The 25845-nt window shown below is 47.7% G+C and carries 24 protein-coding genes; 19 read left to right on the top strand and 5 right to left on the bottom strand.

The window, feature by feature from the left end; genetic code table 11:
* Positions 1-17 precede the first annotated feature (17 nt).
* Positions 18-761, top strand: a complete 744-nt coding sequence (pdxJ, locus tag GXP22_08165; protein NOX09443.1) for a pyridoxine 5'-phosphate synthase — start codon at positions 18-20, stop codon at positions 759-761.
* A gap of 2 nt (positions 762-763) precedes the next feature.
* Positions 764-1135 carry a holo-ACP synthase gene (locus GXP22_08160; protein ID NOX09442.1) on the top strand — a complete coding sequence of 124 codons (372 nt, stop codon included), beginning with the start codon at positions 764-766 and terminating at the stop codon, positions 1133-1135.
* A gap of 11 nt (positions 1136-1146) precedes the next feature.
* On the opposite strand, the gene GXP22_08155 is transcribed toward GXP22_08160, so the two are convergent.
* The 3 genes from GXP22_08155 to GXP22_08145 all read right to left on the bottom strand — a co-directional run bounded on the left by GXP22_08155 (position 1147) and on the right by GXP22_08145 (position 6950).
* A complete protein-coding gene (locus GXP22_08155) occupies positions 1147-3840 on the bottom strand; it encodes a response regulator (protein ID NOX09441.1) in 2694 nt (897 codons plus the stop codon).
* Entirely contained in the window at positions 3837-4775 is a 939-nt protein-coding gene (locus GXP22_08150) for a hypothetical protein (protein NOX09440.1), read from the bottom strand. Before GXP22_08150 ends, GXP22_08155 begins: the two co-directional genes overlap by 4 nt.
* A gap of 66 nt (positions 4776-4841) precedes the next feature.
* The gene (locus tag GXP22_08145; GenBank protein NOX09439.1) at positions 4842-6950 is read right to left on the bottom strand and encodes a TonB-dependent receptor; all 2109 of its coding nucleotides are present in this window, start codon (positions 6948-6950) and stop codon (positions 4842-4844) included.
* A 105-nt stretch (positions 6951-7055) separates the two neighbouring features.
* Here GXP22_08145 and cysM point away from each other — a divergent pair, with 105 nt between their 5' ends.
* The 6 genes from cysM (at position 7056) to tsaB (ending at position 13611) form a co-directional block, all read left to right on the top strand.
* Positions 7056-7946 carry a cysteine synthase CysM gene (cysM, locus tag GXP22_08140; GenBank protein NOX09438.1) on the top strand — a complete coding sequence of 297 codons (891 nt, stop codon included), beginning with the start codon at positions 7056-7058 and terminating at the stop codon, positions 7944-7946.
* Positions 7943-8719: a 3'-5' exonuclease gene (locus tag GXP22_08135; protein ID NOX09437.1), complete on the top strand. Its 777-nt coding sequence runs from the start codon at positions 7943-7945 to the stop codon at positions 8717-8719. The genes cysM and GXP22_08135 overlap by 4 nt, the downstream gene beginning before the upstream one ends.
* Positions 8720-8878: 159 nt before the next feature.
* Positions 8879-10207 carry a 23S rRNA (uracil(1939)-C(5))-methyltransferase RlmD gene (rlmD, locus tag GXP22_08130; protein NOX09436.1) on the top strand — a complete coding sequence of 443 codons (1329 nt, stop codon included), beginning with the start codon at positions 8879-8881 and terminating at the stop codon, positions 10205-10207.
* 240 nt (positions 10208-10447) lie between these two features.
* The gene (locus GXP22_08125; GenBank protein ID NOX09435.1) at positions 10448-10957 is read left to right on the top strand and encodes a hypothetical protein; all 510 of its coding nucleotides are present in this window, start codon (positions 10448-10450) and stop codon (positions 10955-10957) included.
* Entirely contained in the window at positions 10958-12931 is a 1974-nt protein-coding gene (locus GXP22_08120) for an ATP-dependent DNA helicase (protein NOX09434.1), read from the top strand.
* Complete coding sequence (gene tsaB / locus GXP22_08115; GenBank protein ID NOX09433.1) at positions 12928-13611, top strand: tRNA (adenosine(37)-N6)-threonylcarbamoyltransferase complex dimerization subunit type 1 TsaB; 684 nt, start codon at positions 12928-12930, stop codon at positions 13609-13611. The genes GXP22_08120 and tsaB overlap by 4 nt, the downstream gene beginning before the upstream one ends.
* A gap of 12 nt (positions 13612-13623) precedes the next feature.
* On the opposite strand, the gene GXP22_08110 is transcribed toward tsaB, so the two are convergent.
* Positions 13624-14235, bottom strand: coding sequence for a PEP-CTERM sorting domain-containing protein (locus GXP22_08110; protein ID NOX09432.1), 612 nt, complete (start codon positions 14233-14235; stop codon positions 13624-13626).
* A 380-nt stretch (positions 14236-14615) separates the two neighbouring features.
* Here GXP22_08110 and GXP22_08105 point away from each other — a divergent pair, with 380 nt between their 5' ends.
* The 8 genes from GXP22_08105 (at position 14616) to serS (ending at position 23400) form a co-directional block, all read left to right on the top strand.
* Entirely contained in the window at positions 14616-15158 is a 543-nt protein-coding gene (locus tag GXP22_08105; protein ID NOX09431.1) for a DUF2058 domain-containing protein, read from the top strand.
* A gap of 48 nt (positions 15159-15206) precedes the next feature.
* Positions 15207-16262: an alanine dehydrogenase gene (locus GXP22_08100; protein NOX09430.1), complete on the top strand. Its 1056-nt coding sequence runs from the start codon at positions 15207-15209 to the stop codon at positions 16260-16262.
* A gap of 701 nt (positions 16263-16963) precedes the next feature.
* Positions 16964-19237, top strand: coding sequence for a DUF87 domain-containing protein (locus tag GXP22_08095; GenBank protein ID NOX09429.1), 2274 nt, complete (start codon positions 16964-16966; stop codon positions 19235-19237).
* 2 nt (positions 19238-19239) lie between these two features.
* Entirely contained in the window at positions 19240-19881 is a 642-nt protein-coding gene (gene lolA, locus GXP22_08090; GenBank protein ID NOX09428.1) for an outer membrane lipoprotein chaperone LolA, read from the top strand.
* Positions 19881-21209, top strand: a complete 1329-nt coding sequence (locus tag GXP22_08085) for a replication-associated recombination protein A (protein NOX09427.1) — start codon at positions 19881-19883, stop codon at positions 21207-21209. The genes lolA and GXP22_08085 overlap by 1 nt, the downstream gene beginning before the upstream one ends.
* Before the next feature lie 182 nt (positions 21210-21391).
* Positions 21392-21766, top strand: coding sequence for a fluoride efflux transporter CrcB (gene crcB / locus GXP22_08080; GenBank protein NOX09426.1), 375 nt, complete (start codon positions 21392-21394; stop codon positions 21764-21766).
* Positions 21763-22065, top strand: coding sequence for a DUF190 domain-containing protein (locus GXP22_08075; GenBank protein ID NOX09425.1), 303 nt, complete (start codon positions 21763-21765; stop codon positions 22063-22065). The genes crcB and GXP22_08075 overlap by 4 nt, the downstream gene beginning before the upstream one ends.
* 51 nt (positions 22066-22116) lie before the next feature.
* Positions 22117-23400, top strand: a complete 1284-nt coding sequence (gene serS / locus GXP22_08070) for a serine--tRNA ligase (GenBank protein NOX09424.1) — start codon at positions 22117-22119, stop codon at positions 23398-23400.
* A gap of 97 nt (positions 23401-23497) precedes the next feature.
* Here serS and GXP22_08065 read toward each other — a convergent pair whose 3' ends face one another.
* Entirely contained in the window at positions 23498-24706 is a 1209-nt protein-coding gene (locus GXP22_08065) for a YeeE/YedE family protein (GenBank protein ID NOX09423.1), read from the bottom strand.
* A gap of 106 nt (positions 24707-24812) precedes the next feature.
* On the opposite strand from GXP22_08065, the gene tusD reads away from it, so the two are divergent.
* The 3 genes from tusD to dsrH all read left to right on the top strand — a co-directional run.
* Positions 24813-25169, top strand: a complete 357-nt coding sequence (gene tusD / locus GXP22_08060; GenBank protein NOX09422.1) for a sulfurtransferase complex subunit TusD — start codon at positions 24813-24815, stop codon at positions 25167-25169.
* Positions 25170-25171: 2 nt separating this feature from the next.
* A complete protein-coding gene (locus tag GXP22_08055; GenBank protein NOX09421.1) occupies positions 25172-25573 on the top strand; it encodes a sulfurtransferase TusC in 402 nt (133 codons plus the stop codon).
* Between the two features lie 10 nt (positions 25574-25583).
* On the top strand, positions 25584-25845 hold a 262-nt coding region (gene dsrH, locus GXP22_08050), incomplete at its 3' end, for a sulfurtransferase complex subunit TusB (GenBank protein ID NOX09420.1).

Here is a 25845-nt window from a genome sequence, read left to right as displayed (position 1 = left end):
AGAGAGAGCGTAGAACAATGAATCAAAGCGTACCCATCTTGTTAGGTGTCAACATTGATCATGTGGCAACCTTGCGACAGGCACGGGGAACCCGTTATCCCGACCCGGTACAGGCTGCGATTGAGGTTGAGCAGGCGGGTGCCGATAGCGTGACCTTGCATTTGCGCGAGGACAGGCGACATATTCAGGAACGTGATGTTACGTTGATTAAACAGGTGTTGTTGACACGTATGAATCTGGAGATGGCGGTAACCGATGAGATGTTGTCGATTGCCGAGAACTTAAAACCTGAAGATTGCTGTCTGGTGCCAGAGCGTCGTGAAGAATTGACAACAGAGGGTGGTCTGGATGTTGCAGGTCAACGGGCGACGATTAAAACGGCTTGCCAGCGTCTGGCGGATGCCGGTATTCGTGTGTCTCCATTTATTGATGCCGACAGGAAACAGATTGATGCGGTGCTGGAATGTGGGGCACCCTGTATCGAGATTCATACCGGTCACTTTGCTGATGCCACTAGTTCAATGGAGCAGGAGCATTTACTGGGTGTGATTATTGAAAATATCAGCTATGCCCACAATGAAGGTATCCGGGTTCATGCCGGACATGGTTTGAATTATCAGAATGTTCAGGCGATTGCAGTTATTGATGAGGTGCGTGAGCTGAATATTGGGCATGCTATTATTGCGCGCGCCCTGTTTACGGGGCTGCAATCGGCCGTGAGTGAGATGAAGACCCTGATACAGACAGCGAGACAGGTGTAGCCTTGATTGGTATCGGTACCGATATTGTGAGTGTCGAGCGGATTCGTCAGATACACCAACGTTTTCAACAACGCTTCGCACAAAAGATACTGTCACAGCATGAGCTGTCTGAATATTATCAAATGCAACACCCGGTTCATTTCCTGGCTAAACGCTTTGCCGCTAAAGAGGCCACAGTTAAGGCTCTGGGTACTGGTTTTTCACAAGGAATACATTATGCGGATATCAGTATTATCCATGATGCTAAGGGTAAGCCGGAACTGCGATTAAGCGGAGTGGCCGAGGATATATCCAATCATCTGGAGGTGAATAAAATTCATTTGAGTATCAGCGATGAAAGAGAATACGCATTAGCTTTTGTTGTCTGTGAGTGATTACAGCTTCGTTACATCCGGAATGACGAGTTAACCAGGTTAGCAAGGGCATCAAAGGATCGTTTGATGGCTTGTTGGTCTGCTGAATGAATATCGTTTTCCAGTTGTTTTGCGACTACTCTTAATTGCTCTGCCTGGCAATAGGCTGCTGCACCATTGAGTGTGTGTGCTAGCGACTGCATCTCATCATAGTCTCTTGATTGATAGCTTTTCTCGATCAGGGGGAATAGCCTTTTAACCTCATCGAACAACATTTTTTTCAGATCCAGTGTTGTTGGTTTTTCTGCGTTATTTTTATCTATTATTTTAGTGACGGGTTGATTATCAGTATCAGTATCAGTATCAGTATTAATATTAATATTAATATGACTTAGGATCGTATCCACCATGTCTTCATTCGATACTGGCTTTATCAGGCAATCAATCATCCCGACGGAGAACCATTCTGCTCGTTTCTCAGGGATGGCATTGGCGGTCAGGGCGATAACAGGAGTCTTGCTGTTTATTGAGCTATGACTACGAATCACCTTAGTTGTATCCGGGCCGCTCATTCCGGGCATGTGAATATCCATCAGGATAAGATGATATTGGTTTTTGTTGCATTGCTGAATAGCCTCTTCACCACTGCTGGCAATATCTATATGGGCATCCATTTGTTTCAGTTGTATAGTGATTAGTTTGCGATTAATCTCATTGTCGTCAACCAGTAATATATTAATACCGTGGAGTATATGTTTTTGTTCTTCATGATCAATGTCTTTATGGCTATTCTGCGTTTTTATCTCGTTACTATTGATGCCTAGTAATTTATATAAGGCGGTAATCAGATTGTTTTTGCTGGCTGGTCGGGTGATTAATTGAGTGAAGGCTTTATTTCGTAATATAGACTGTTGCGGGTCTTCAATATGATTGCTGATAATGATAGCAGGTATAATTCTGCCACTGTTATAGCGGTAATATTTATCATGGGATTCCATGCGTTCATGATGATTAATATCGATTAACAGAATATCATATTGATTGTTTTCCAGTAGCCTGGCTAATTGTTCGGGACTATTGGCAATAGTGGTCTTGAGGCCAAACATATCAAGCAGATGTTGCGTGGCGAGCTGTGATATGTTCATCGATTCGTAGAGTAGGGCATTCATGCCGTCTAACGGATGTGTGGACGGTGTATGTCCAGCGGGGTTTTTCTGTAATTTTAGTGTAACCCAGAAACTTGCACCCTTGTCCTGGTCACTATTGATACCGATTTGACCACCCATTAATTGCATAAGTTTGCGTGAGATGGATAGACCTAATCCAGTACCACCGTATTTTCGGGTGATTGAGGTGTCTTCCTGGCTAAAGGCTTCAAATAAAAGATCCTTTTTTTCATTGTTCAGACCGATTCCGGTATCGGTGACGGTAATGCGTAATGAGATATATTTCTTGTCTTCATCCTCCAGCATGACGCGGATGATGACAGAACCTTGATCTGTGAATTTAATGGCATTTGAAACTAGATTAATAATCACCTGTTGTAGCTGCAAGGCATCACCGAACACCATGGTGTTGACATCGTTGTAGATGAGGAGGCTCAGTTCAAGATTCTTTTTATGCGCCTCGGGAGCCAGTAATTTAATCCCTTCTTCCAGACATTCCCTTAAATCAAAAGCTTGGATATCCACGGCTATTTTCCCGGATTCAATCCTTGAAAAATCCAGCAGGTTGTTAACGATACTTAACAGGTTGGTCGATGATTTCAGGATGGTTTCGACGTAATCTTTTTGTTCTTTGTTTAAAGGACTATGTAATAACAATTTTCCAAAACCAATGATGCCATTCATCGGGGTTCTTAGTTCATGACTAACATTAGCAACAAATTCGGATTTTGTTTTATTGGCCAGTCGTGCCTGTTTGCGGGTTAACGAGAGTTCAACATTTTGTATCTCTACCGCTTCTAGTGTCTCTCGTAGATCTGATGTTGCCTCAGAGACTTCGTCCATGAGTTGTCGTCGTGATGACTCCATGCTGTCGGCCATGGCATTGATGCCTTTTTCCAGTCTGCCAAGTTCTCCTTTGGAAATGGCATTAATTCGGGTTGATAGCTTACCCTTGCCGATTTTTTCAATGCCGTGTGTCATGTCCAGGATTGGCTGAATAATGTGGTGACCAAATCTGAGACCAATCAGTGTGCTGATCAGCAGTGCAATAATAATGATTATGATGCTGTTGATAATGATTTCCTGAACCTCTTGGCTGGCACGACTATGGTCCAGTTGCACATTGACGGTGCCGAGTATATTTCTAGCTGGCTCTGTCCGGGGCGTGGAGTCCTGGCCGAGATCATTTATAACAATCTCGCTTTGTAATATTGAGGCACTAAAGAGTAGTTTCTTGCGTAACTCAAGGTTGTTTTTGCTCTGAGGATTGATGGTTTTTGCCAGGATATTATTATCAATGTCCTTGATGATGATGGAGTAAACATCGGCTTCTTTTACTGCATTATTCGCCAATGATTGTAGTACCTTTAGATTGCCGGAAAATACGCCGTATTCACTGGCGGGTGCGAGTTGGTTGGCAATCGCCTGTCCATGAAAGTGTAATGATTGATTGAAATCCTCGATCTGTGCATAAACAAAGAATACAGAAAGCACCATCGAGGCTACGATGGTAGGGATAAGGGTGAGGATAAGTACCCGTTCACGTATGCCCTTAATCATGGTTGTGCTCGCATTCGTTTACGAATTTCGGCTAAGGAAGGGAGAACCAGATTCATGGATTTAATTACGCGTGTGTTGGTTTTGATGTCGTATCGTGATGGGTATTTCATTTGTGTACTGGAAAACTGTTTGTTATCTGCACGCAGGATAATTTCATCTGCGGCCTCCCGTCCAAATTGATCTGGGGTAGTGAATACAGCGGCAATGGCACCGGCACGGACATAATTACTGGAGAAACCGAATACCGGGGTATTTTTGTGATAGGCGTGTAACAATATGGAACGTATGCTACGCCTATTGATTACAGCAGGATCCGGCAGGGTCAGTAACACACTATTATATTTCGTCATAATGCGGTTTAAGGCATCCAGCACCGTATCATGTGTCGATAATGTATAGGAATGAAGTTTTATGGCATAGTTTTTTGCTTGTTCGACCATCTCTGGTTTGCGTTTTCTGGAATGTGATCCGAATACCGTATTGACATGTTGAATATCGGGCATGCTTGCCTTGATAAGCTGGTAGTAACGAGCAATGGGCTGGTCAATAACAATGGCTGATAATTGACCGGGAAAACGCGTGCTGAGGGACTTGTATTTTTCACTCGATACCATGATTGCCAGTAACGGGGACTGGTTGACTTTGTTAATAGCCCATTCGGATGCCTTTGAGCCAATGCTAACAACCAGGTCCTGATTTCGGGTTATTGTTTGTTTTTGATTGTGGGTGTAATCAATGGCTGTGATGAGACATCGTGTGTTCTGTTCTTGTTGCAGTCCATTGTTTAAGGCCTGCTGTACGCTTTGATGGGTCTCGTTTTGCGGGTTGAAGATGATGGTAATAGCACAGGTTTTTATTGCCTCGCTACCCTGAGCCATGGTTGCCAATAACAGCCCGATTGAGAGGAGTAATAGCCGACTAATAGACGTTAACATGAGCATCCTGCAAGACAAATAATTCCATGTGTTAAAAACATATTAATTAATGCTTCATACTATCGGTTAGTTCAAGTGTAACTTAAGGTTTAATAAAACCTTGGTATCCATGATGAAACCATCTGCAAATCCTACATATTCTCCCAGGATGTTTTGAGCGGTAATGGCGACACTGGTATCGTTACCTGCCAGCTTAAATTTTTTGGATATCCTTAGATCCAGTCGATCTTGTCCCGGGATATCATCGCCATTACCCTGCCAGCGCATATTACTAACACGATAATAGATGGCACTGACATCCCATTGATTGGCTAGTCGATGACTGACAAACAGGCTGGTGGTCTGGGTGGGGACATTTCTGTAATCACCGGTTTCATAGGCATAGGTTGCTGGGTCATTAATATCGGTAAAGCGATCAATTGAGGCACCACGGGCATTGAGGTAGGCATGGTTGAGATTGATTAAGCTATATCGGCTTGGTTTATAATTCAGGCTGAATTCGATTCCTTTGATAATTATACCGGGACTATTCATGATATAGGATTCCCAGGTTGCAGCGGGGCCTTTGTCCTTGACCCCCTGTTTGATGTAATCAGTAATCTTGTCACGGAATATCCTGACATCCAGTTCGGTATGAATGGACGGTTGATTCCATAGGTAACCCAGTTCAATAGACGATACCTTTTCTGTACGAATATTACCTGTGCTTTTTTGGAACTGGGTAATGATGATGCCGTTATAAGTCTGTGGTTGTACTGCAGCATAGGCCTCGTAGATATTCGGCAGGCGAACCGCCCTGGATGCACCGAGCCGGATATTATGGTTAGGGGTAACAGCATAGTTGATGGCGAGCCTGGGTGCCGTCTCGGTACCACTAAGGCTGCTATGTTCCAGCATGATACCAGCATTGATCAGGATCTTGTCACTGGCATGCCATTCCTGATTAGTATATATGCGATACAGATATGTTCTGATGTCACTTGTACGATCAAACCATGTGGGGCTGCTGACACGATCTAATCGTGCGCTTGTTCCCCATATCAGGCGGTAGTCTTCATTGATTCGTTTACTATGTTGGAGTTCAACTTCGTAACGTTGTTCCTTTTTGCCATAATCAAGCATGGCATCACTACCAAAGGCTGCGATATAGCCTGGGTTTCCCGAGTTGGCAAAGACATCATAGGCGATTTCCTTACGGTTATTATAGGAGTGAAAAAATTGAACGCTAATCTCTTCTTCATCCCCTCGAGTGTGTGTCCAGCGTATATGTTCATGTTGAAATATTGTATTGCTGTCATGGGGTAGAGCAATCATGTCATTTGGAATATAGTTCGCATCACCATTAGCGCCTTGTGCGCGATAACCCTCTACATAGCTAATACCAAAATCAATCTTGTTGTTTATATTAATCTCATAATCACCACGAGTATTGATTAGTGTTGTGCGTTTCTGGTCATTTGCGATAAAGGTTTCGTAGCCAGATGCAGGGTTGTTGCGGTTTTTTAGAAAGCGAGTGTTATCAAAACCAGTATCCATGGATCTTCTGGCGGTAATACGGAGATTAAGTTTTTCTGATTGATAATGATTGCGTATGGTACCCTCGCGTATGCCTTTATTACCATAAGTGGCGATGTAGTCGGTTCCGCTATATTCATTTGGATCCTTGGTAATGATGTTGATAGTGCCAATAAAGGCATTGGCACCGAAGGTGGCACCATTGGGTCCGCGTACTATTTCAATGCGTTCGATATCATCAATGGTGATCGGCAGGTTGAACCAGTCCACAGTACCATCGGCTGCACTATAAGCTGAACGACCATCAATCAGCACCTGGGTGCGACTGGAACGCTCACCACTAAAACCATGATAGGTGACGGTCATGGTATATCCAGTATTGGCTCCACTGGCATAGGCAACCTGAAAGCCGGGTACCAGACGAAATAACTCTGCAATCTCGATAGCACCACTGGATTCAATCATACGACGATCAATAATGGTCATGGCTGCGGGTGCCTCGCTTTTGGGTTGTGCCAGGCGGGTAGCCGAAAGCACGATGGGCATTTCATCCATCAGGTAATCTTCGAAGTCATCAACATGCTCGTTGCTGAAGGCGTTTTGTGACAGCAACAGGGTGATAGCAGATAGTAGGTGTTTGTTATACATAGGTTCTTTCATTATCTATTTTCTACAATATCAAGTAGATATGATTCTATCTTATCGGAAGGGTAAATGTGTCATTTTTCCATGAAATTAACAGGTTAATGCAGTAAACTGCACCCTATGAAAATACATCATCTGGATCATTTTGTCGGTAATACCCCATTGGTTGCCTTACAACGTCTGGTTACTGACGATATGGGAACGGTGTTGGTTAAGCTTGAAGGTAATAATCCAGCCGGTTCGGTCAAGGATCGACCGGCATTGAGCATGATTCATCATGCTGAATTACGCGGTGATATTCATCCGGGTGATACCCTGATCGAGGCAACCAGTGGTAACACCGGGATTGCACTGGCGATGGCGGCGGCGATTCGTGGCTACAAGTTGATTCTGATTATGCCGGAACACATGAGCGTGGAACGACGTGCGGTAATGCGTGCCTTTGGTGCCGAGATTGTGCTAGTGAGTCAACAGGCGAGCATGGAGGGTGCGCGTGATCTGGCGGATCAATATGCGCGTGAGGGCAAGGGTTTGGTACTGGATCAATTTTCCAACCCGGATAATCCGCTGGCGCATTATGAAAGTACCGGGCCTGAGATCTGGCGTGATACCGAGGGTGAGATTACGCATTTTGTTAGTGCAATGGGAACCACCGGCACCATCATGGGGGTCTCACGTTACCTGAAAGAACAAAATAATAAAATACAGGTCATCGGTGTACAACCGGAAGAGGGTGCTGCAATCCCCGGTATTCGTCGTTGGCCTAAGGAATATCTACCGAGCATCTATCAGGATGAACGGGTGGATGAGCAGATTGATGTGGGGCAGCAGGAGGCTGAGGATACCACGCGGGCACTGGCACAGAAGGAAGGTATTTTTGCTGGTATCTCGTCGGGTGGCGCGGTGGTAGCAGCTCTGCGTGTGGCGAGGCGAGAACCGGATGCGGTTATCGTGGTGATTATCTGTGATCGTGGTGATCGTTATCTATCAACAGGTGTGTTTCCAGAATGAATACTTTAGTGTTTGATATTGAGACGGTGCCGGATGTGGCATCGGGTTGTCGTTTGCATGAACTTGAGGGGTTGGCGGATAAGGATGTCGCTGAAATTATGTTTCATAAGCGACGTGAAGAGACCGGGGGCAGTGATTTTCTGCGCCATCACTTGCAACGTATTGTGGCTATCTCGGCGGTGTTGCGTTCGGATGATGGTGTTAAGGTCTGGTCATTGGGTGATGCGGATTCCTCGGAAAAGGAATTGCTGGAACGCTTTTTTAAAGGGCTGGATCGTTATGTACCGACCCTGGTGTCATGGAATGGCAGTGGTTTTGATTTGCCGGTGATTCATTATCGTGCCTTGTTACACGGGGTATCTTGTCCTCGTTACTGGGATCAGGGTGAGAATGATCGGGATTTTAAGTGGAATAATTATCTTAGTCGTTACCATGCTCGTCATACCGATTTGATGGAGGTGCTGGCAGGCTATCAGCCGCGTGCCAATGTGCGCCTGGATGAGATTGCTAGCATGTTGGGATTCCCTGGCAAGATGGGGATGAGTGGGGCTAAGGTGTGGGATTATTATCAGGATGGGATGATTGATGAAATTCGTGATTATTGTGAAACCGATGTATTGAATACCTATCTGGTTTATCTGCGTTTTGAGATGATACGCGGTAATCTGGATCAGGATGGTTATGATCGAGAATGTGATTTGTTGAAAGAATTATTACATGCTAGTGATGCGCCTCATTTTACTGAGTTTCTTGAGGCCTGGGGTGCTTCGTAATGAAGTCGGGGTATGGGTTAAAGATCTTTAGTAAAGACACGCCGTGAATACATCCATGTAGGCTCGATGCCCGCGTCCATGCGGGCAACGGTCTTTACTAAAGATCTTTAACCCATACCCCTTGTTCTAGTTATACCTAATAATAGAGTGATAAAAAGTATGTCCAGACGATCCAGAAAAGCACGCCTTCCGGTTGACCCGGTTAGAACCACTATTGAATCCCTGTCCCATGATGGCAAGGGTGTGACGCATATCGAGGGTAAGACGATCTTCATTGATGGTGCCTTACCGGGTGAAGAAATTGAATTTCTCTATACTTCAAAACGAAAGAGTTTTGATGAGGGGCGTGTGTGTGAGGTGATTACTGCCTCGGAAGATCGTGTTGAACCGCGTTGTCGGCATGCGGCGATCTGTGGGGGATGTAGTCTACAACACATGAGTGCTGAGGCGCAGATCAAGGCGAAGCATGAGATATTGATGGATAATCTCCAACGTATTGGTCAGGTGATACCGGAGACGCAATTAGAACCGTTGACCGGGCCGGTGTGGGGTTATCGTCATAAGGCGCGGATGGGTGCGCGTTATGTCATCAAGAAGGAAAAGATGCTGGTGGGGTTTCGTGAGAAACGCAGTGGTTTTCTAGCGGAACTGGATCAATGTGAGGTGTTGCATCCGGCGGTGGGTATGAAGCTGCGGGCATTGGCGGATCTGATCTCGGACTTATCTATTCCAATGCGTATGCCGCAGATCGAGGTGGCGATTGGTGATGATGCGGTGGCATTGATCTTCCGGCACCTGGAGGCACTGACTGAACAGGATCATGCCTCACTGATGGCCTTTGGACAACAGCATGATATGCAAATTTATCTGCAACCGGAGGGGCCGGATAGTATTCATCTGCTCTATCCTGATCAGGCGGGTTTGAGTTACGCCATTGCTGATGAAGATATCTTGATTCAGTTTCAACCGACGGACTTTACCCAGATTAATCCCGCCATTAATCGGGATATGATTGCGCAAGTGATTAAGATGCTGGACCTGAATAAGGATGATCGGGTACTGGATCTGTTTTGTGGCCTGGGTAATTTTACCCTGCCGATGGCGCGACATGCGGGGCATGTGGTTGGGGTAGAGGGTAGTCTTGATCTGGTGAAAAGGGCGCGCGAGAATGCCATTTCTAATGGTATTGAAAATGCTGAATTTCACCTGGCAGATCTGATGGCGGATGTTAATGCTGAGTCCTGGTTGAGTGGCCCATACAATAAGGTATTGCTTGATCCTCCGCGTAGTGGTGCGAAAGAGGTAATTCCGCAACTGGTTAAACTGGGTGTTAAACGGATTGTCTATGTCTCTTGTCATCCGGGATCTCTGGCGCGGGATGCGGGTATGCTGGTGAATGATTATGGCTATCGTCTGGTATCTGCCGGGGTTATGGATATGTTTCCGCATACGGCGCATGTGGAGTCGATTGCCTTGTTTGAGCTTTAACGGTAAGGTTTTTGTGGCTGTAATTCAGGATGTGAATTGTAAAAATATGCCTGGTTAGTTCGAGGCAGGGATTGCTCCTCTTGATCAGAGACGCGCCGTGAAACCATCCATGGTGGCTCCGTGCCCGCGTCCTTGCGGGCAAGGGTCTCTGGTCAAGAGGAGCAATCCCTGCCTCTTGAGTGGGCGGTATTGGAAAAAAATCATGTACAATCGTGACTTGTTCCTTAGAATAGGGTGGGTATGAGCGTTTATTCCATTGATAAATTGATGAGTGAGGCTAGAAATCTGGCGGCATCCTATCGCAAGATGATGGGTAAGCCCTTGCCGGGGATCAGTGGTGAGATTGCGGAACATGATGCGGCGCGTCTGCTTAATCTTGAACTTTGTAATCCTAAGCCGGGTGGCTATGATGCGATTGGTCGGGGTAAGCGAGAGGGTAAGCATATACAGATTAAGGGTCGCGCCATCTTCGATGAAAAGAAGGGAGGGCAACGCATTGGTCAGATCAAGGTGGAACAAAAATGGGATAGTATTGTGCTGGTGTTGATGGATGATGACTTTGAGACCTTTGAAATCTATGAGGCTCAACGCAACGATATTATCTTTACCCTGAATGAGGATGAGGGCAGTAGTCGCAAGCGCCGTGGAGCGATGTCGGTTGCTCGTTTTAAAAAGATCTCCCGGCTGGTCTGGATCAGGGGTGAGGGTGAGGTCGAGGATGATGAGGTCTGGAGTAACCAGGCGGATTAAATGGCAACATCATACGAAATGTTGGGTGCGGATGGCATTCTGGCGAATACCCTGGATGGCTTCTTGCCGCGTTGTGCTCAACAGCAGATGGCGGAGTGTGTTGAACAGGTTCTGGATCAACGATCCATCAGTGTTATTGAGGCGGGTACCGGTACTGGTAAGACCTATGCCTATCTGTTGCCTGCCCTGTTATCCGGGCGCAAGGTTATTATCTCTACCGGTACGCGTCATCTACAGGATCAGCTCTATCATCGTGATCTGCCGCTTATAAAAAAAGCACTAAAGTCGGGTATCAAAACGGCCTTGTTGAAAGGACGTTCCAATTATCTTTGTTCCTACCGTCTGCAACAGCAGATTGATGAGATAGGGCATACTAATACAGCGGCATTGGTTGAGATCAAAAAGATACAACAATGGGCCGCTGTGACTCGTTTTGGTGATATTGCTGAGCTGGTCGATGTCCCTGAGGATGCGATGGTCTGGCGGCAGGTGACATCAACCCTGGATAATTGCCTGGGTATGGAGTGTCCGGTGTTTTCCGATTGCTATGTTGCCAATGCGCGCAAGGAAGCGATGGATGCAGATCTGCTGGTGATTAATCATCATTTATTATTAGCCGATATGGCGTTAAAGGACGAGGGCTTTGGTGAGTTATTGCCGGGTGTGGATGCCCTGATTCTGGATGAGGCACATCAGTTGCCGGAGTTGGCGACGCGGTTTTTTGGTGAGCAGATCAGTAGTCGTCAGTTACAAACCCTGGCACGCGATGTCACCCTGGAATGTCTGCAATATGCGGCAGATATGCGTGAGTTACTGGATGCTGCGCATCATCTGGAGACCGATGTGGCTGATTTTCGGCTTGCTATGGGTCGAGGAAATAATAAGGGTTTCTGGAAAGATATTAGTGGCTCTGCTTATCTGCGTGATAGTCTGACGCGCCTGCATGGAGGGCTACAGGGTCTGTATGATTATCTACAGATTGCCAGCACGCGAAGCCGGGGGTTGGATAATTGTTATCAACGCAGTGAGGTTCTATTAGTTGGTCTGGCACGGTTGACCGATGTGACTCCCGAGGGTTATATCCATTGGTATGAGACCAGTGGTCGCTATTTCCGTTTGATCTTTACGCCGCTGGATTCAGGGCCGGTGTTCAAAAGGCACATGGCGGCCGTGGATAGTGCCTGGATATTTACCTCGGCAACCCTGGCGGTAGGCAATAGTTTCACTCACTTCTCTCAGGCGATGGGGCTGGATGACGTGCATACCCTGAAACTGGATAGTCCCTTTTCGTATGAGGAAAATGCACGTTTGTATCTACCCGAGGGGCTGCCTGAGCCTAATACACCGGGTTATAATACAGCGGTGATTCAGCTGATTCGGGATTTGTTGCCATTGAGTCAGGGGCGCACTTTTGTCTTGTTTACCAGTCACCGCGCCTTACGTGAGGCGGCAGAGGCGTTACAGAATGATGATCTGAATTACCCCTTGTTGGTACAGGGTGAATTTTCCCGTGGTGAGATGCTGGAACGTTTTCGTCAGGCCGGTAATGCCGTGTTGTTGGGTACCAGTAGCTTTTGGGAAGGTGTCGATGTACGAGGTGAGGCACTGTCTTGTGTGATTATCGACAAGCTACCTTTTGCCTCGCCAGGTGATCCAGTGTTGCAGGCACGTATCGAACATATTCGAGCCAGTGGTGTGAATCCTTTTATGCAATACCAGTTGCCCAATGCGGTGATTACCTTGAAGCAGGGTGTTGGACGATTGATTCGTGATGTAAGTGATCGAGGCCTGTTGGTATTGTGTGATCCTCGACTGCGTTCAAAATTTTATGGCAAGACCTTCCTGAACAGTATTCCAAAGATGCCACGTTGTAATAATCTGCAAGAGGTGGCTGCCTTTTTTGATAAAACCGGGGTCAGACCCCAAATAAAAGCAGGGGCAGACCCCGGAATTGAACGGGAGTGTATTCAATGAATCTACTGGCACTGGATACCTCGGCAGATGCCTGCTCGGTAGCACTGAGTATCAATGGTGAAATCAAAGAGCTGTTTCGCATTGCGCCGCGTGAACATACCCATCTTGTGTTACCCATGATTGATGAATTGTTGAGCGATGCCGGGATTAATAAATCCGCACTGGATGCCCTTGCCTTTGCTCAGGGGCCGGGTGGCTTTACCGGGCTGCGTATTGCTGCCGGGGTGGCACAGGGGGTTGCATTGGGACTGGACTTACCCTTGATCCGGGTCTCGTCACTGGCAGCATTAGCACAGGGTATTGTTCGACAATATAAGGCTGGACAGGTATTGGCGGCATTTGATGCGCGTATGAATGAGGTCTACTGGGGCTGTTATGTTGCTAATGATGCGGGATTGGTTGAGCGACAGAGTGAGGAGCAGGTCTGTCGTCCTGAACAAGTTTTTGTACCGGGTAATTCGGGATCTGTATGGTGTGGGGCAGGCAGTGGCTGGTTGGAATATACCGACCCACTGCAACAGCGTCTGGGTTTTGAGGTGTCTGAGTGTTATGCCGATGCCCACCCTCATGCCTGCGATGTGGCTACGCTGGCATTGGATAAGGCAGCAAGACAGGAGATAGATGCGGCTGACCAGGCAATTCCGGTCTATCTGCGGAATCAGGTGGTTCATAGTCGTTGATAAAGGTTGTTATTACTTGACAGATGTCGAACCTCTTTTAGAGGGCTTTCTTCCCATTCCAATAAGACCGATTAAACCAGAGCTTAATAACCAGATAGCAGCTGGCACTGGAACGGCCGATAATCCATTATCAATGGATACAGAGATAAATTCAGCGTTATCATAGGCATTAGAGTCCCAGTAATAAAGAGACAATACTCCGGAATCAGGTGCAGCCACATTAAAGCTAGTGCCCAACACGAAGAATATATTATTTATTTCGCCCACAAGAGAACCATAAGGGGCCGATAAACCACTTTGAGTCATATTACCAAAAAGCATCCCGATTTGTGTGCCTGCTGTTTCACCTGAATCATCGCTGCCTGTCGCATACACATTAGTGATAAGACCATCGGCATTTGACCAGCGGGGTAATGGCCCGGCATTCCACAAATCATTCGGGTCAACTGATCCGTTAATGAGGTCGCCAGAATTAAAACTTAAACCGGTATTCACCCCATTATTACTCGATGAACTATTTGCTTTTGCATAAACATCAAATGTTACCAATGAGGCATTGATAACCGTTGAAAATAAGAGGCTGCTGAGTACTGCTAGTGCTTTTATAGAACGATTAATAGACATACGTCATTTCCCTTAGTGTCACATTTTTTGCTGTTATCAAATATATGTAGCAATTTATATGCCACTTACAGCAGTCCCTAATATAGGGCTCTATTTGATATGTTTCTCACTTAAAGTGTAAAAAAAAACAGAAAAGCATCGTGTTTTTTTACACATCAGCGATGCGCGCTCTACCCAGTTCGCGATCCTCGTGCCACCAAGTCCGTCATCCTCGCGCATGCGGGGATCTTTGAATTGGGTTCCCACCGATAATCTTGCCTTTTCACTGGCTCCTGCCGCTGTGCCTGTACCTGCTGCAGTGTGGTTATTCGGTTCCTGTCTGATCGGTTTGTTTGGTATAATCAGACGCAAGAATTTTAATTGGAAGGAATAATTTTTTTGTGAATAACCCATTTCAGGAACAATTGCTCAAGGCGGGTCTGGCGAGTAAAAAACAGGTTCAAAAGGCAAAGCAGGCGCGTAGCAAAAAGAACAAGCAACGTAATCAGAAACAAACAGGGGCTAATGAGGCTCAGATCCAGGCGCGGCAGGCGGCAGTGGAAAAGGCCAATCGTGATCGTGAACTTAATCAAAAGAAAGAGCAGGAAACGCGTAATAAATCCATTGCCGCAGAGATCAATCAACTGATTAAGAATAACGCGCTTGATCGGAAGAAAGGCTGTGAAGTTGTCTATAATTTTACTCATGCTGGAACGGTGAAGAGGCTCTATATCAATGAAGATATGAGGCAGCAATTGATACAAGGTAAACTGGGTATTGCACAGATCGAGCAGCGTTACGAGCTTGTACCTCTGTTGGTTGCGGAAAAGATCCAACAACGTGATGAGATGCGTGTTGTGTTATTCAATGAGGATTCTGTAGTAGCCGATGATAAGGATGACCTGTATGCTGATTATCAAATTCCTGATGATTTAATGTGGTGAGTTCGAGCCATGATTCATGGCTCTTGAGTTGACGAGGTAGAGTGCATTATGATTATTGGTATACCACTGGAAATTAAGCCTGAGGAGGGCAGGGTCGCGTTGATCCCGGATGCTTGTGCTGAATTACAGCGGCAGGGGCATCAACTTGTCGTGCAAGCTGGCGCGGGGGTGCTTTCTGGTTACCCTGATCAGGCGTATCAGCAACGGGGTGTTGAAATAGCAGTCGATGCAGCGACGCTCTATCAGCGTGCGGAACTGGTTATTAAAGTCAAGGAACCGATTGCGGGTGATCTGCAATACCTTCAAGCGCACCATCGTTTATTTTGTTTTCTGCATCTGGCGGCGAATGAAGCGTTGTTGCGGCAATTACAGTCGATTGGTCTGATGGCATTTGCCTTTGAGACATTGACGGATAATGGTGACTTACCTCTGTTAGCACCCATGAGTAATATTGCCGGGCGTATTGCGGTGCAGGCGGGTGCGCATTATCTCCATCGTTCTCAAGGTGGCAAGGGGATTTTACTGGGCGGTTTGCCTGGGGTTGGTCGTGGGCGTGTGGTGGTGCTGGGTGCCGGTAATGCTGGAGGTAATGCGGTACGCATGGCGGCAAGTATGGGGGCTGAGGTGGTGGTGTTTGATAAACGTGCTGATCGCCTACAGGCAATGCGTGATCTGGCGGCTAATGTAACGGCTTTGTATCCTTATGCGGATCAGCTTGCTGAACAGGTGGTTGTGGCGGATCTTCTGATTGGTGCCGTCTTGTTGGCAGGTGCCAGGACACCGCATCTGGTCTCTTCTGAACAGGTGGCCGCGATGCAGGAGGGAAGTGTTATTGTCGATATTTCGGTGGATCAGGGTGGCTGCATTGAGACCATCCATGCGACCGATTATCGTAGCCCGACCTATGTTGAATCCGGTGTAATTCACTTCGGGGTAACGAATATGCCGGGGGCGGTGCCTCGTACGGCATCTCAGGCTCTATCGGCAGTTATTATGCCTTATGTGAAGAATATTAGTCAGGAGGACTGGCAGGCGGATTCAATTGTGGGTTCGGCACTTAATGTCTGTGCGGGTGATGTTGTTTATCCGGGGTTGGAGGATTAGAGCCTGTGGTACGTGCTTAAGGGGACACAGCAGATAAAGCCTTGCTATGTCCCCGATTCGGTATGATGCGGGTGGGTGCGAAGTGTAAACTGGGGACAGACCACGGTTTTTAAAGCACTCTACCGGCATCACTCCGAGCTTATCGGTAGGGTGCGTATCACGCACCAAAGCTCCTATTGGTGCGCAGTGCGCACCCTACCGATTGGCTTGATATTGTTCTACAACCAGAACAACAACAATAAAACCAATAACAACTATGCTTGGGCTATGCGCTTGGGCGATGTCAGTGCGGTACCGGTACGCGCTTAAGGGGACACAGCAGATAAAGCCTTGCTATGTCCCCAGTTCGGTATGATGCGGGTGGGTGTGTGATTTTAGGCCGGCACAGGCCGGGGACATAGCAGGCTTTATCTGCTGTGTCCCCTCGAAGAGTTCCACGAACCCTAATTAATGCTCCGTGCAGGGTCGCCGTGAACCCATCCCTGTGGCCAACACCCTGCTGTCTGTCTGTAACCACTCAGCCTCGGATGTAAAGCAAGACCACTAACGTTTATGTCATCCTCGCGAATGATATTGTTATTATGAATGACATAATCGGGTTTGCTTCTCGTGATTCTTATGTGTAAACTTAGCTTGTTGTTGTAACTCATTAGAAGCAAAGGAATCTCTTGTCTCAAGCGCGTCGTAAAAACCCATCGGTTATGCCCCTGACCCATCATGTGAGTCGTGGTGTGCGTGAAGGCTCTTTGTTGATTCTGAGCACTATTGCTCTTTATCTATTGATCTCCTTGTTAAGTTATAACGCACAAGATCCGGGCTGGTCACAGAGTGGCACCAGTGAGCGGGTGTTTAATCTGGGCGGGGCGGCTGGGGCCTGGTTTGCTGATGTGTTTCTCTATCTATTCGGTTACCTGGCTTATCTGTTTCCGGCGATGGTGGCCTATAGTGGCTGGATCCTGTTTCGTGGCAGGGATAACACGGGTGATATTGATATCCATACCTTATCTATTCGCTGGTTTGGTTTCTTTCTTACTGTAATAGCTGGTTGTGGTTTGTTTGGCCTGATATTTAATGTCTCTGTTGAACAACTCCCGCTTAATGCCGGTGGCGTGCTGGGTGATCTGGTCAGTGGCGCACTGGAAAGTCGTTTCAGTTTTATTGGTGCGGCCCTCTTCCTGCTGGCTTTGTCCCTGACTGGTGTGACCCTGTTTACGGGGCTGTCCTGGTTGCTGGTGATGGATCTGATTGGTAAGGCGGTATTAAACTCAAGTTATCAGTCGCGCCTATATGCACTACAGGCTTATGCCTGGTGGAAGGGTTATCAATCGCGTAAGCGGCGTGAGGTCGTGGTTAATGCGGAAAAGAAGCGGGTCTCTAAACGTAAACCGATCAAGATTGAACCACTGGTCAAGAAGGTGGCGGTGAGTGCGCGTATTGATAAAGAACGACAGGTGCCTTTATTCGATGCCCCGGCGAACAGTGAATTGCCACCCTTGATGTTGTTGGATGATGCCCCGCCTGCCGAGACGGGTTACAGTGCGGCGGCACTGGAGGCGATGTCACGTCTGCTGGAGATTAAACTACAGGACTTTGGCGTTGAGGCGGAGGTGGTCGAGGTACAACCGGGGCCGATTATTACCCGCTTTGAGTTACAACCAGGGCAGGGGGTCAAGGCGAGCCGGATTAGTAATCTGGCCAAGGATCTGGCGCGTTCATTGTCAGTTAGTAGTGTGCGCGTGGTGGAGGTGATTCCGGGCAAGTCGGTTATTGGTATTGAGATCCCGAATGAACAACGGGAATTGATTGCCTTGAGTGAGATCCTCAAGTCACAGGCCTATGATGCCTCGCCATCACCGTTGACCTTGACCCTGGGTAAAGATATTGGCGGTCAACCGGTGGTTGCTGATCTGGCAAAGATGCCACATCTGCTGGTTGCGGGCACCACGGGTTCAGGTAAATCGGTGGCGGTTAATGCCATGATTCTGAGTCTGTTATACAAGACTTTGCCCAAGGATGTACGGATGATCCTGATTGATCCCAAGATGCTGGAACTATCGGTTTATGAGGGGATTCCACATCTATTGACACCGGTTGTGACCGATATGAATGAGGCGGCCAGTGCTTTACGTTGGTGTGTGGTGGAGATGGAACGGCGCTATAAATTGATGGCTTCTATGGGTGTGCGAAGCATTGCTAATTATAATCGCAAGGTGAGAGAAGCGGAGCAACAGGGTGAACCCATCAAGGATCCCTTATATAAACGTGAAGAGGCGATTGACCCGGATGCAGAGCCACCGATATTAATGCCTTTGCCGCATATCGTTATTGTGATTGATGAACTGGCCGATATGATGATGGTGGTGGGCAAGAAGGTGGAGGAGTTGATTGCGCGTCTGGCGCAGAAGGCGCGTGCTGCTGGTATACACCTGATTCTGGCAACTCAGCGTCCCTCGGTGGATGTCATTACCGGCCTGATTAAGGCGAATATCCCTACCCGTATTGCTTTTCAGGTATCGTCGAAGATTGATTCGCGGACTATTCTCGATCAAAGTGGTGCTGAACAATTACTCGGGCATGGTGATATGTTATATCTGGCACCGGGTACAGGGCTGCCAATGCGTGTGCATGGTGCCTTTGTCTCGGATCAGGAGGTCAACAAGGTGGCTTCACATTTGAAGAAGAATGCCAGCCCTGATTATATTGAAGAAGTGTTGCAGACCACGACAACTAATCTGGATGCCAGCAGGGGCGTTGGTGATGGTTCCGATGCCGAGGCAGATGCCTTGTATGATGAGGCGGTGCGTATTGTAACCGAGACCCGCAAGGCCTCGATCTCCGGGGTGCAACGGCGTTTGAAGATTGGTTACAACCGTGCTGCACGTATGGTTGAACACATGGAAGAGGTGGGTATTGTGAGCCCGCTACAAAGTAATGGTAGCCGTGAGGTGTTGGCGCCACCACCGGTGCAGGATTAAATATGCAGAAACTTTTGATTAAATTTTTGTCTTTTTTCTGTCTGTTACTGATGAGCTTGAATAGCCCATTATTGATGGCGCAGTCGGGTACCCGATTGGGTGAGTTTTTTGATCAGTTAAAGACCTTTCAAGCGGAGTTTATACAAATTCAGTTTGATGAATATGGTGAAGTCTCGCAGCGCTCGGAAGGGGAGTTGTGGGTGCAACGCCCCGGTCGTTTCCGTTGGGATTATAAACAGCCTTTTGCCCAGATGATGCTGGGGAAAGAGGGTTCTTTCTGGTTATACGATGAGGATCTTGAGCAGCTGACAATACGCAAGATCGATCAGGCCATGGCATCCAGTCCGCTGTTAATGTTGAGTAGCGATGTTGCTATTGAGCAGTTGTTCAAGATTGTCTCTATTCGTCATGAAGGGGCTTATCACTGGTATGAACTAATCGCTCGCTCGGCAGAGGCTTCATTTGAGACCTTTCGTATGGCTCTGGATGATGCGGGTAACCTGATCGAAATGGAACTGGTGGACGGTATGTCGCAACGTATTCTGGTGAGTTTTAGCGATGTACAAATTAACCGTGCAATTGATAGTAAGGTGTTTGATTTTGAAGTGCCTGCCGGGGTGGATGTGATTGGTGAGTTACCCTGATGCAGGTGCAACAGGAGGCCTTTACTGCTGATCCCTGTCGTCCGTTGGCAGATCGTATGCGTCCGCGCACCCTGGGTGATTTTGCTGGTCAGCAACATTTACTGGGAAAAGATAAACCCCTGCGTCTGGCGATAGAGGCGGGACGCTTACATTCAATGATCCTGTGGGGTGGGCCGGGTACCGGTAAAACGACACTCGCCCGTCTATTGGCAAGACAATCGGATGCTGAGTTTCTGAGTCTGTCGGCGGTATTATCCGGAGTGAAGGACATTCGTCAGGCGGTGGAACAAGCACGTATGATCCGCGATCAGAGTGGTCGTGGCAGTATCCTGTTTGTGGATGAGGTGCATCGCTTTAACAAGGCGCAGCAGGATGCTTTTTTGCCTTATATCGAGGATGGTACTGTCATATTTGTCGGTGCCACCACTGAGAACCCCTCCTTTGAATTAAATAATGCCTTGTTATCGCGGGCGCGTACCTATGTGCTGAAACGGCTGGATAATACGGTGCTGCGTAGTATTGTTGAGCGCGCATTAACGGACACCGAACAAGGTTTGGGGCAACGTGATATTCAGATTGAGGAAAAACTGCTGGATCTTCTGGTGGAGGCGGCTGATGGTGATGCACGCTGTGCCTTGAACTTAATTGAAATATCCGCTGATTTGGCTGAATCTATTGATGGTCAGGAACGCATTAATGAGTCCGTTATCAGTGAGGTCATCTCAGGTGGTGTGCGCCGTTTTGATAAGGGGGGTGATGCCTTTTATGATCAGATCTCGGCGCTGCATAAGGCGGTGCGTGGTTCGGCACCGGATGCGGCACTGTATTGGTTATGTCGTATGCTGGATGGGGGCTGTGATCCCTTGTATCTGGCACGACGTATTGTACGCATTGCCTCGGAGGATATCGGTAATGCCGATCCACGCGCGTTGACCATTGCGCTGGATGCATGGCAGACACAGGAACGTTTAGGTAGCCCGGAAGGCCATCTAACGCTGGCGCAGGCGGTGTTGTATCTGGCATCGGCGGCAAAGAGTAATGCCGTATACAAGGCATTTAATCAGGCGATGGTCGATGCCCGTTCCAGCGGTTCACTGGAGGTGCCGGTGCATTTGCGTAATGCACCGACAAGTCTGATGAAAGAGTTGAACTATGGGCGTGAATACCGTTATGCCCATGATGAGCCGGATGCCTATGCTGCGGGTGAAAATTATTTCCCTGAAAACATGAAACAGGTGCAGTATTATTGCCCGGTACAACGTGGGCTGGAGATCAGGATTGCTGAGAAACTGGCGCGTTTGCGAGAGCTGGATCGAAACCGGGGGTGATGTGGGTATAATCCGAGGCATGAAGTGCCTATCATTATCAGAGACACGCCGTGAAACCATCCATGGTGGCTCGACAGCCGCGTCCATGCGGCTGACGGTCTCTGCTAATGATAGGCACGTCATGCCTCTAATAGCGAGATAGTCGAATGATACAAGATGTTTTTTTTCGAGGATAGGATGTAATGACGCAAGTATTTGCCATAGCGGTTGGTGGAGCGATTGGTGCGATGTTGCGTTTCTGGTTGTCGACCGGGGTTTATTCTATGCTGGGTCGCGGCTTTCCCTATGGCACCCTGGTGGTTAATGTTGTCGGGAGTTTATTAATGGGTGTGTTGTATATTTTGTTGATTGAACGTATGGCACTGGATGTTATCTGGCGTGCGGGTTTGCTGATTGGAGTATTGGGTGCATTTACCACCTTTTCGACCTTTTCGATAGAGACCTTGATGCTGCTTGAACAGGGTGAAGGAATCAAGGCAGTGGCGAATGTCCTGATTACGGTTCTGGTTTGCTTGTTGGCAACCTGGGTAGGCATGGGATTAGGGAGACAGTTATGAAGGTGACTATAGTAAGGGTTTATCTTACTGAGACCGAGGCGCATTTACAGACCTTGTTAAAGCGTCTGCATGATTGGGAAAAAGTGCAAGGGGTTACCGTCTTTCGCGGGATCAGTGGTTTTGGTAAGTCTGGCGACATTCATTCCTCAACTCTGTTGGATATGTCACTGGATCTGCCGGTAGTGGTGGAGTTCTTTGATAGCCCGGGCAAGGTGGCAGCCATCATTGAACACCTGAATAGTTTTATTGCCCCCGGCCATATCGTGAGTTGGGCGGCTGAATTAAATATTGATGGGTAGGGTGCGTACCACGCACCAACAATTTATAAAATAAAGGTTGAATTATCAAACATGCTGGATTCAAAACAATTACGCACCAAATTAACTGAGGTTGCGACACAATTATTACGTCGTGGTTATGAACTGGATACGGATGGACTAAAGCAGTTAGAAACCAAACGTAAATTGGTGCAGGTGAGCACGGAAGAATTACAGGCTGAACGCAATACACGTTCAAAATCGATTGGCAAGGCGAAGGCGGCGGGTGAGGATATTCAACCCCTGCTGGATGCGGTGGCAGGTCTAGGTGAGGACCTGAATCAGGCCAAGCTTGAGCTGGACAAGATTCAGTTAGCGATTGATGAGATTGTGATGGGGATTCCTAATCTGCCTCATGACAGTGTGCCGGATGGCAAGAACGAAGAAGATAATGTCGAGATTCGACGCTGGGGTAACCCCCTTGTGTTCAAGTTTGAGGTGAAGGACCATGTGGATCTGGGTGAGGGTCTGGGACAGCTTGATTTTGATACTGCGGCAACGATTGCTCGTTCCCGCTTTGCTGTGATGAAGGGACCGCTAGCGCGTATGCATCGTGCCCTGACTCAGTTTATGCTGGATACACATACCGCCGAACATGGTTATGAAGAAGTCTATGTGCCTTACCTGGTCAATGCCGATGCCCTGCGTGGAACCGGTCAACTCCCCAAGTTTGAGGAGGATTTGTTTTTTACCGGTAAGGATATGGGGCTGTACCTGATTCCAACCGCTGAGGTGCCGGTGACGAATATGGCAGCACGCGATCAGATTTTATCGGCTGATACCTTGCCGCTGCGTTATACCGCCCATACCCCTTGTTTTCGTTCCGAGGCCGGTTCCTATGGACGTGATACGCGCGGCATGATTCGTCAGCATCAGTTTGAGAAGGTGGAGATGGTGCAGATTGTTCACCCAGAAAAATCCTATGAGGCTCTGGAGGAGTTGACCGGACACGCAGAAAAGATCCTGCAATTACTGGAGCTACCTTATCGAGTGGTTAATCTTTGTGCCGGTGATATCGGTTTCTCCGCTGCCAAGACCTATGATCTTGAAGTCTGGCTACCCGCACAGAATACCTATCGAGAAATCTCATCCTGTAGTAACTTCGAGGCATTTCAGGCCAGACGCATGTCGGCACGCTGGCGTAACCCGGAGTGTAAAAAGCCGGAACTGGTGCATACCGTTAACGGATCAGGTCTGGCAGTCGGACGGACTCTGGTCGCAGTGATGGAAAATTATCAGCAGGCCGATGGCAGTGTGCGTGTGCCCAAGGTATTACAACCCTATATGAATGGCATAGATGTATTAATCAAGCGGTAGGGTGCGTACCACGCACCACGGTTTTGCACTTTGCCGGGGACAGAGCCGGTTTTTGGCTCTGTCCCCTCAAGCACGTACCACAGACCTTCTTTATTCTCTAAGGTTGTTCCAGTCGGCGCATACCCTCAGGCAAGGTCTTGAGATCCACCAGCGAGCTCAACAAGCAATCCATAAAACCACATTCACCTTCATACATCATCTGGTAGAACATGATCTTCATGGTTAGAGCGGAACCGTAGATGATACTGGCTAATACGATAATGGAGCCTAATGCCAAGGTGGATACGCCGGTGATACCCTGTCCGATGGTACAACCCATGGCGAGCACACCGCCGATACCCATGAGTATGGCACCGATGACATGCTTGAAGAAGTCACTCTTTGAAGTGAACCATGTCAGGTGTAGTTTTCCTGTCGTCATGGCGGCGGTAAATGAACCGACCAGTACACCGGCAATCGCGACCATACCAAAGGTGATTAATAAAAAGTTTTCAGGCTGAGCCAGATAATACAGGGTCTCGCCCATTGGGTTAATAAAGGTGTAGGATTGTACGCCAACGCCAAATGGACGATCATCCATCCATTCCACCAGATCCAGTGCCTCTTGTCCCAGTGGGCCACCGCTGATATACCAACCGCCGGTAATCACCAGTCCAATGACAAAACCACTGATGACGTGTTTTGGATTATGAGTGAATGCCTTGCTTGCCAGACCCATGATGATCAGTGTGCTACCCAATATCAATGCCAGTGCATAGTGGAAGCTATTGGCATCCTCAATCCCCAACATTGCAGCCAGGATGTGGGAGATCCCCTGTCCTTGTATATCATATTGTCCGAGATCAATGGTGGTGGCGCTGACCCAGGGGTAGAACAGGGTGGCGTAGAAATCCGTCTTGGTCATCAGATAGGCGAAATAGCCAGTGATAATAAAGACCAGCAGGGATTTCATATTGCCTGACCCTAAGCTGAGTAGGTTCTTGTTGGCACAACCGCCAGCAAAGGTCATACCAATGCCGAACATCAAACCGCCGACTAGATAGCGTAACCAGGCAAAATTAGCCGTGCGATAAGGGGGGATGGTACTGTTCAGGGAGACAACATCACTGCCTTCAATGAGCATGGTGGCGAGCATGGCGGTGCCAATGGCAACAAACCATGCCCACATGCGGCCAGTTTTACCCATGTTGACCCAATCCGAGATGGCACCCATGGTGCAGAAATTGGTCAGATTGGCTGTCAGACCGAGGATAAAGGCGAGGATGAAGCTGAGCAGGAGTACGTGATCGGTTGCTTGAAATTCCATAGTCGTTGGTGCTTTTTCTGGTGTTAAGAATCAGTTGAGTATAACATTGTATCATGTGCTTACTATGATATAGATCTGGTTTACCAGAATAACGCAGGGGTTTTTTATGAAGATAACGATCTTGATCCAGGAGGGGCCTTATAATCACCAGGCCTCGGATAGTGCCTGGCAATATATACAGGCAGCCATCGCGCGTGGTCATGAAATTCGTGGGGTTTTTCTGTATAACGATGGTGTTTATAATGTAAACAAGAATATCGAACCACCACAGGGTGATCGTCATATTGCCAATCGCTGGCAGGAATTAGGTGCCCAGGGTATTGATATTGTGGTTTGTATCGCTGCCGCCAAGCGTCGAGGTATCAAGGATGACGCGTTGGTTCCCGATACTCGTATCTCCGGTTTGGGTCAGTTGGCCAAGATGGCGCTGGAATCGGATCGACTTGTGACCTTTGGAGATTGATGATGGCAAATGAAGCAAGAAAGATTATGGTCACTATTCGACGCGCACCCTATGGTAGTATCTATGTGCAAGAGGCGTTGGAGGTGTTATTTATTGTTGCCAGTTATGGTATGGATCTATCGGTGGTCTTTATCGATGATGGTGTGCTGGCATTAAAGTCAGGCCAGGATGCCAAAGATCTGGGTATGCGTGGTTTTGCTGCCTCCATTGGAGCCTTGACCGATTTTGAGGTGAGTAAGGTCTATGTTGATAAACAGTCCCTGCTGGATCGTAATATTGATGAGTCGGAGTTGATGGATATTGGTGAGGATGAAGAGACTGAAGAGTTACTTAGTCCACAGGTGATCGATAGCGATGCTATTACTGCCATGTTTGCCGAACAACACAGTATTATCTCTTTTTAGGAATCTGATTATGCTTCATACCGTAAATAAATCCCCTTTTTCAAATGGTGCGTTAGAGAGTTGTCTTCGTTTTTTGGCGGCTGATGACGTGATTTTGTTATTGGAAGATGGTGTTAATGCTGCTGTTAGCGGAACCACAAAGGCTGATTTAATTGAACAGGCATTGGCTAACCATGAAGTCTATGCGATTGCCGCTGATTGTAAGGCGCGTAGTCTGAATAAGCTGATTGATGGGGTTAAGCTGGTCGATTACGATCAGTTTGTTGCGTTAA

Source organism: Gammaproteobacteria bacterium, assembly GCA_013151035.1.
Lineage (GTDB): Bacteria > Pseudomonadota > Gammaproteobacteria > JAADJB01 > JAADJB01 > JAADJB01.
Note: the sequence above shows the minus strand (reverse complement) of the source record. Positions and strands in the feature narration are given on the sequence as shown.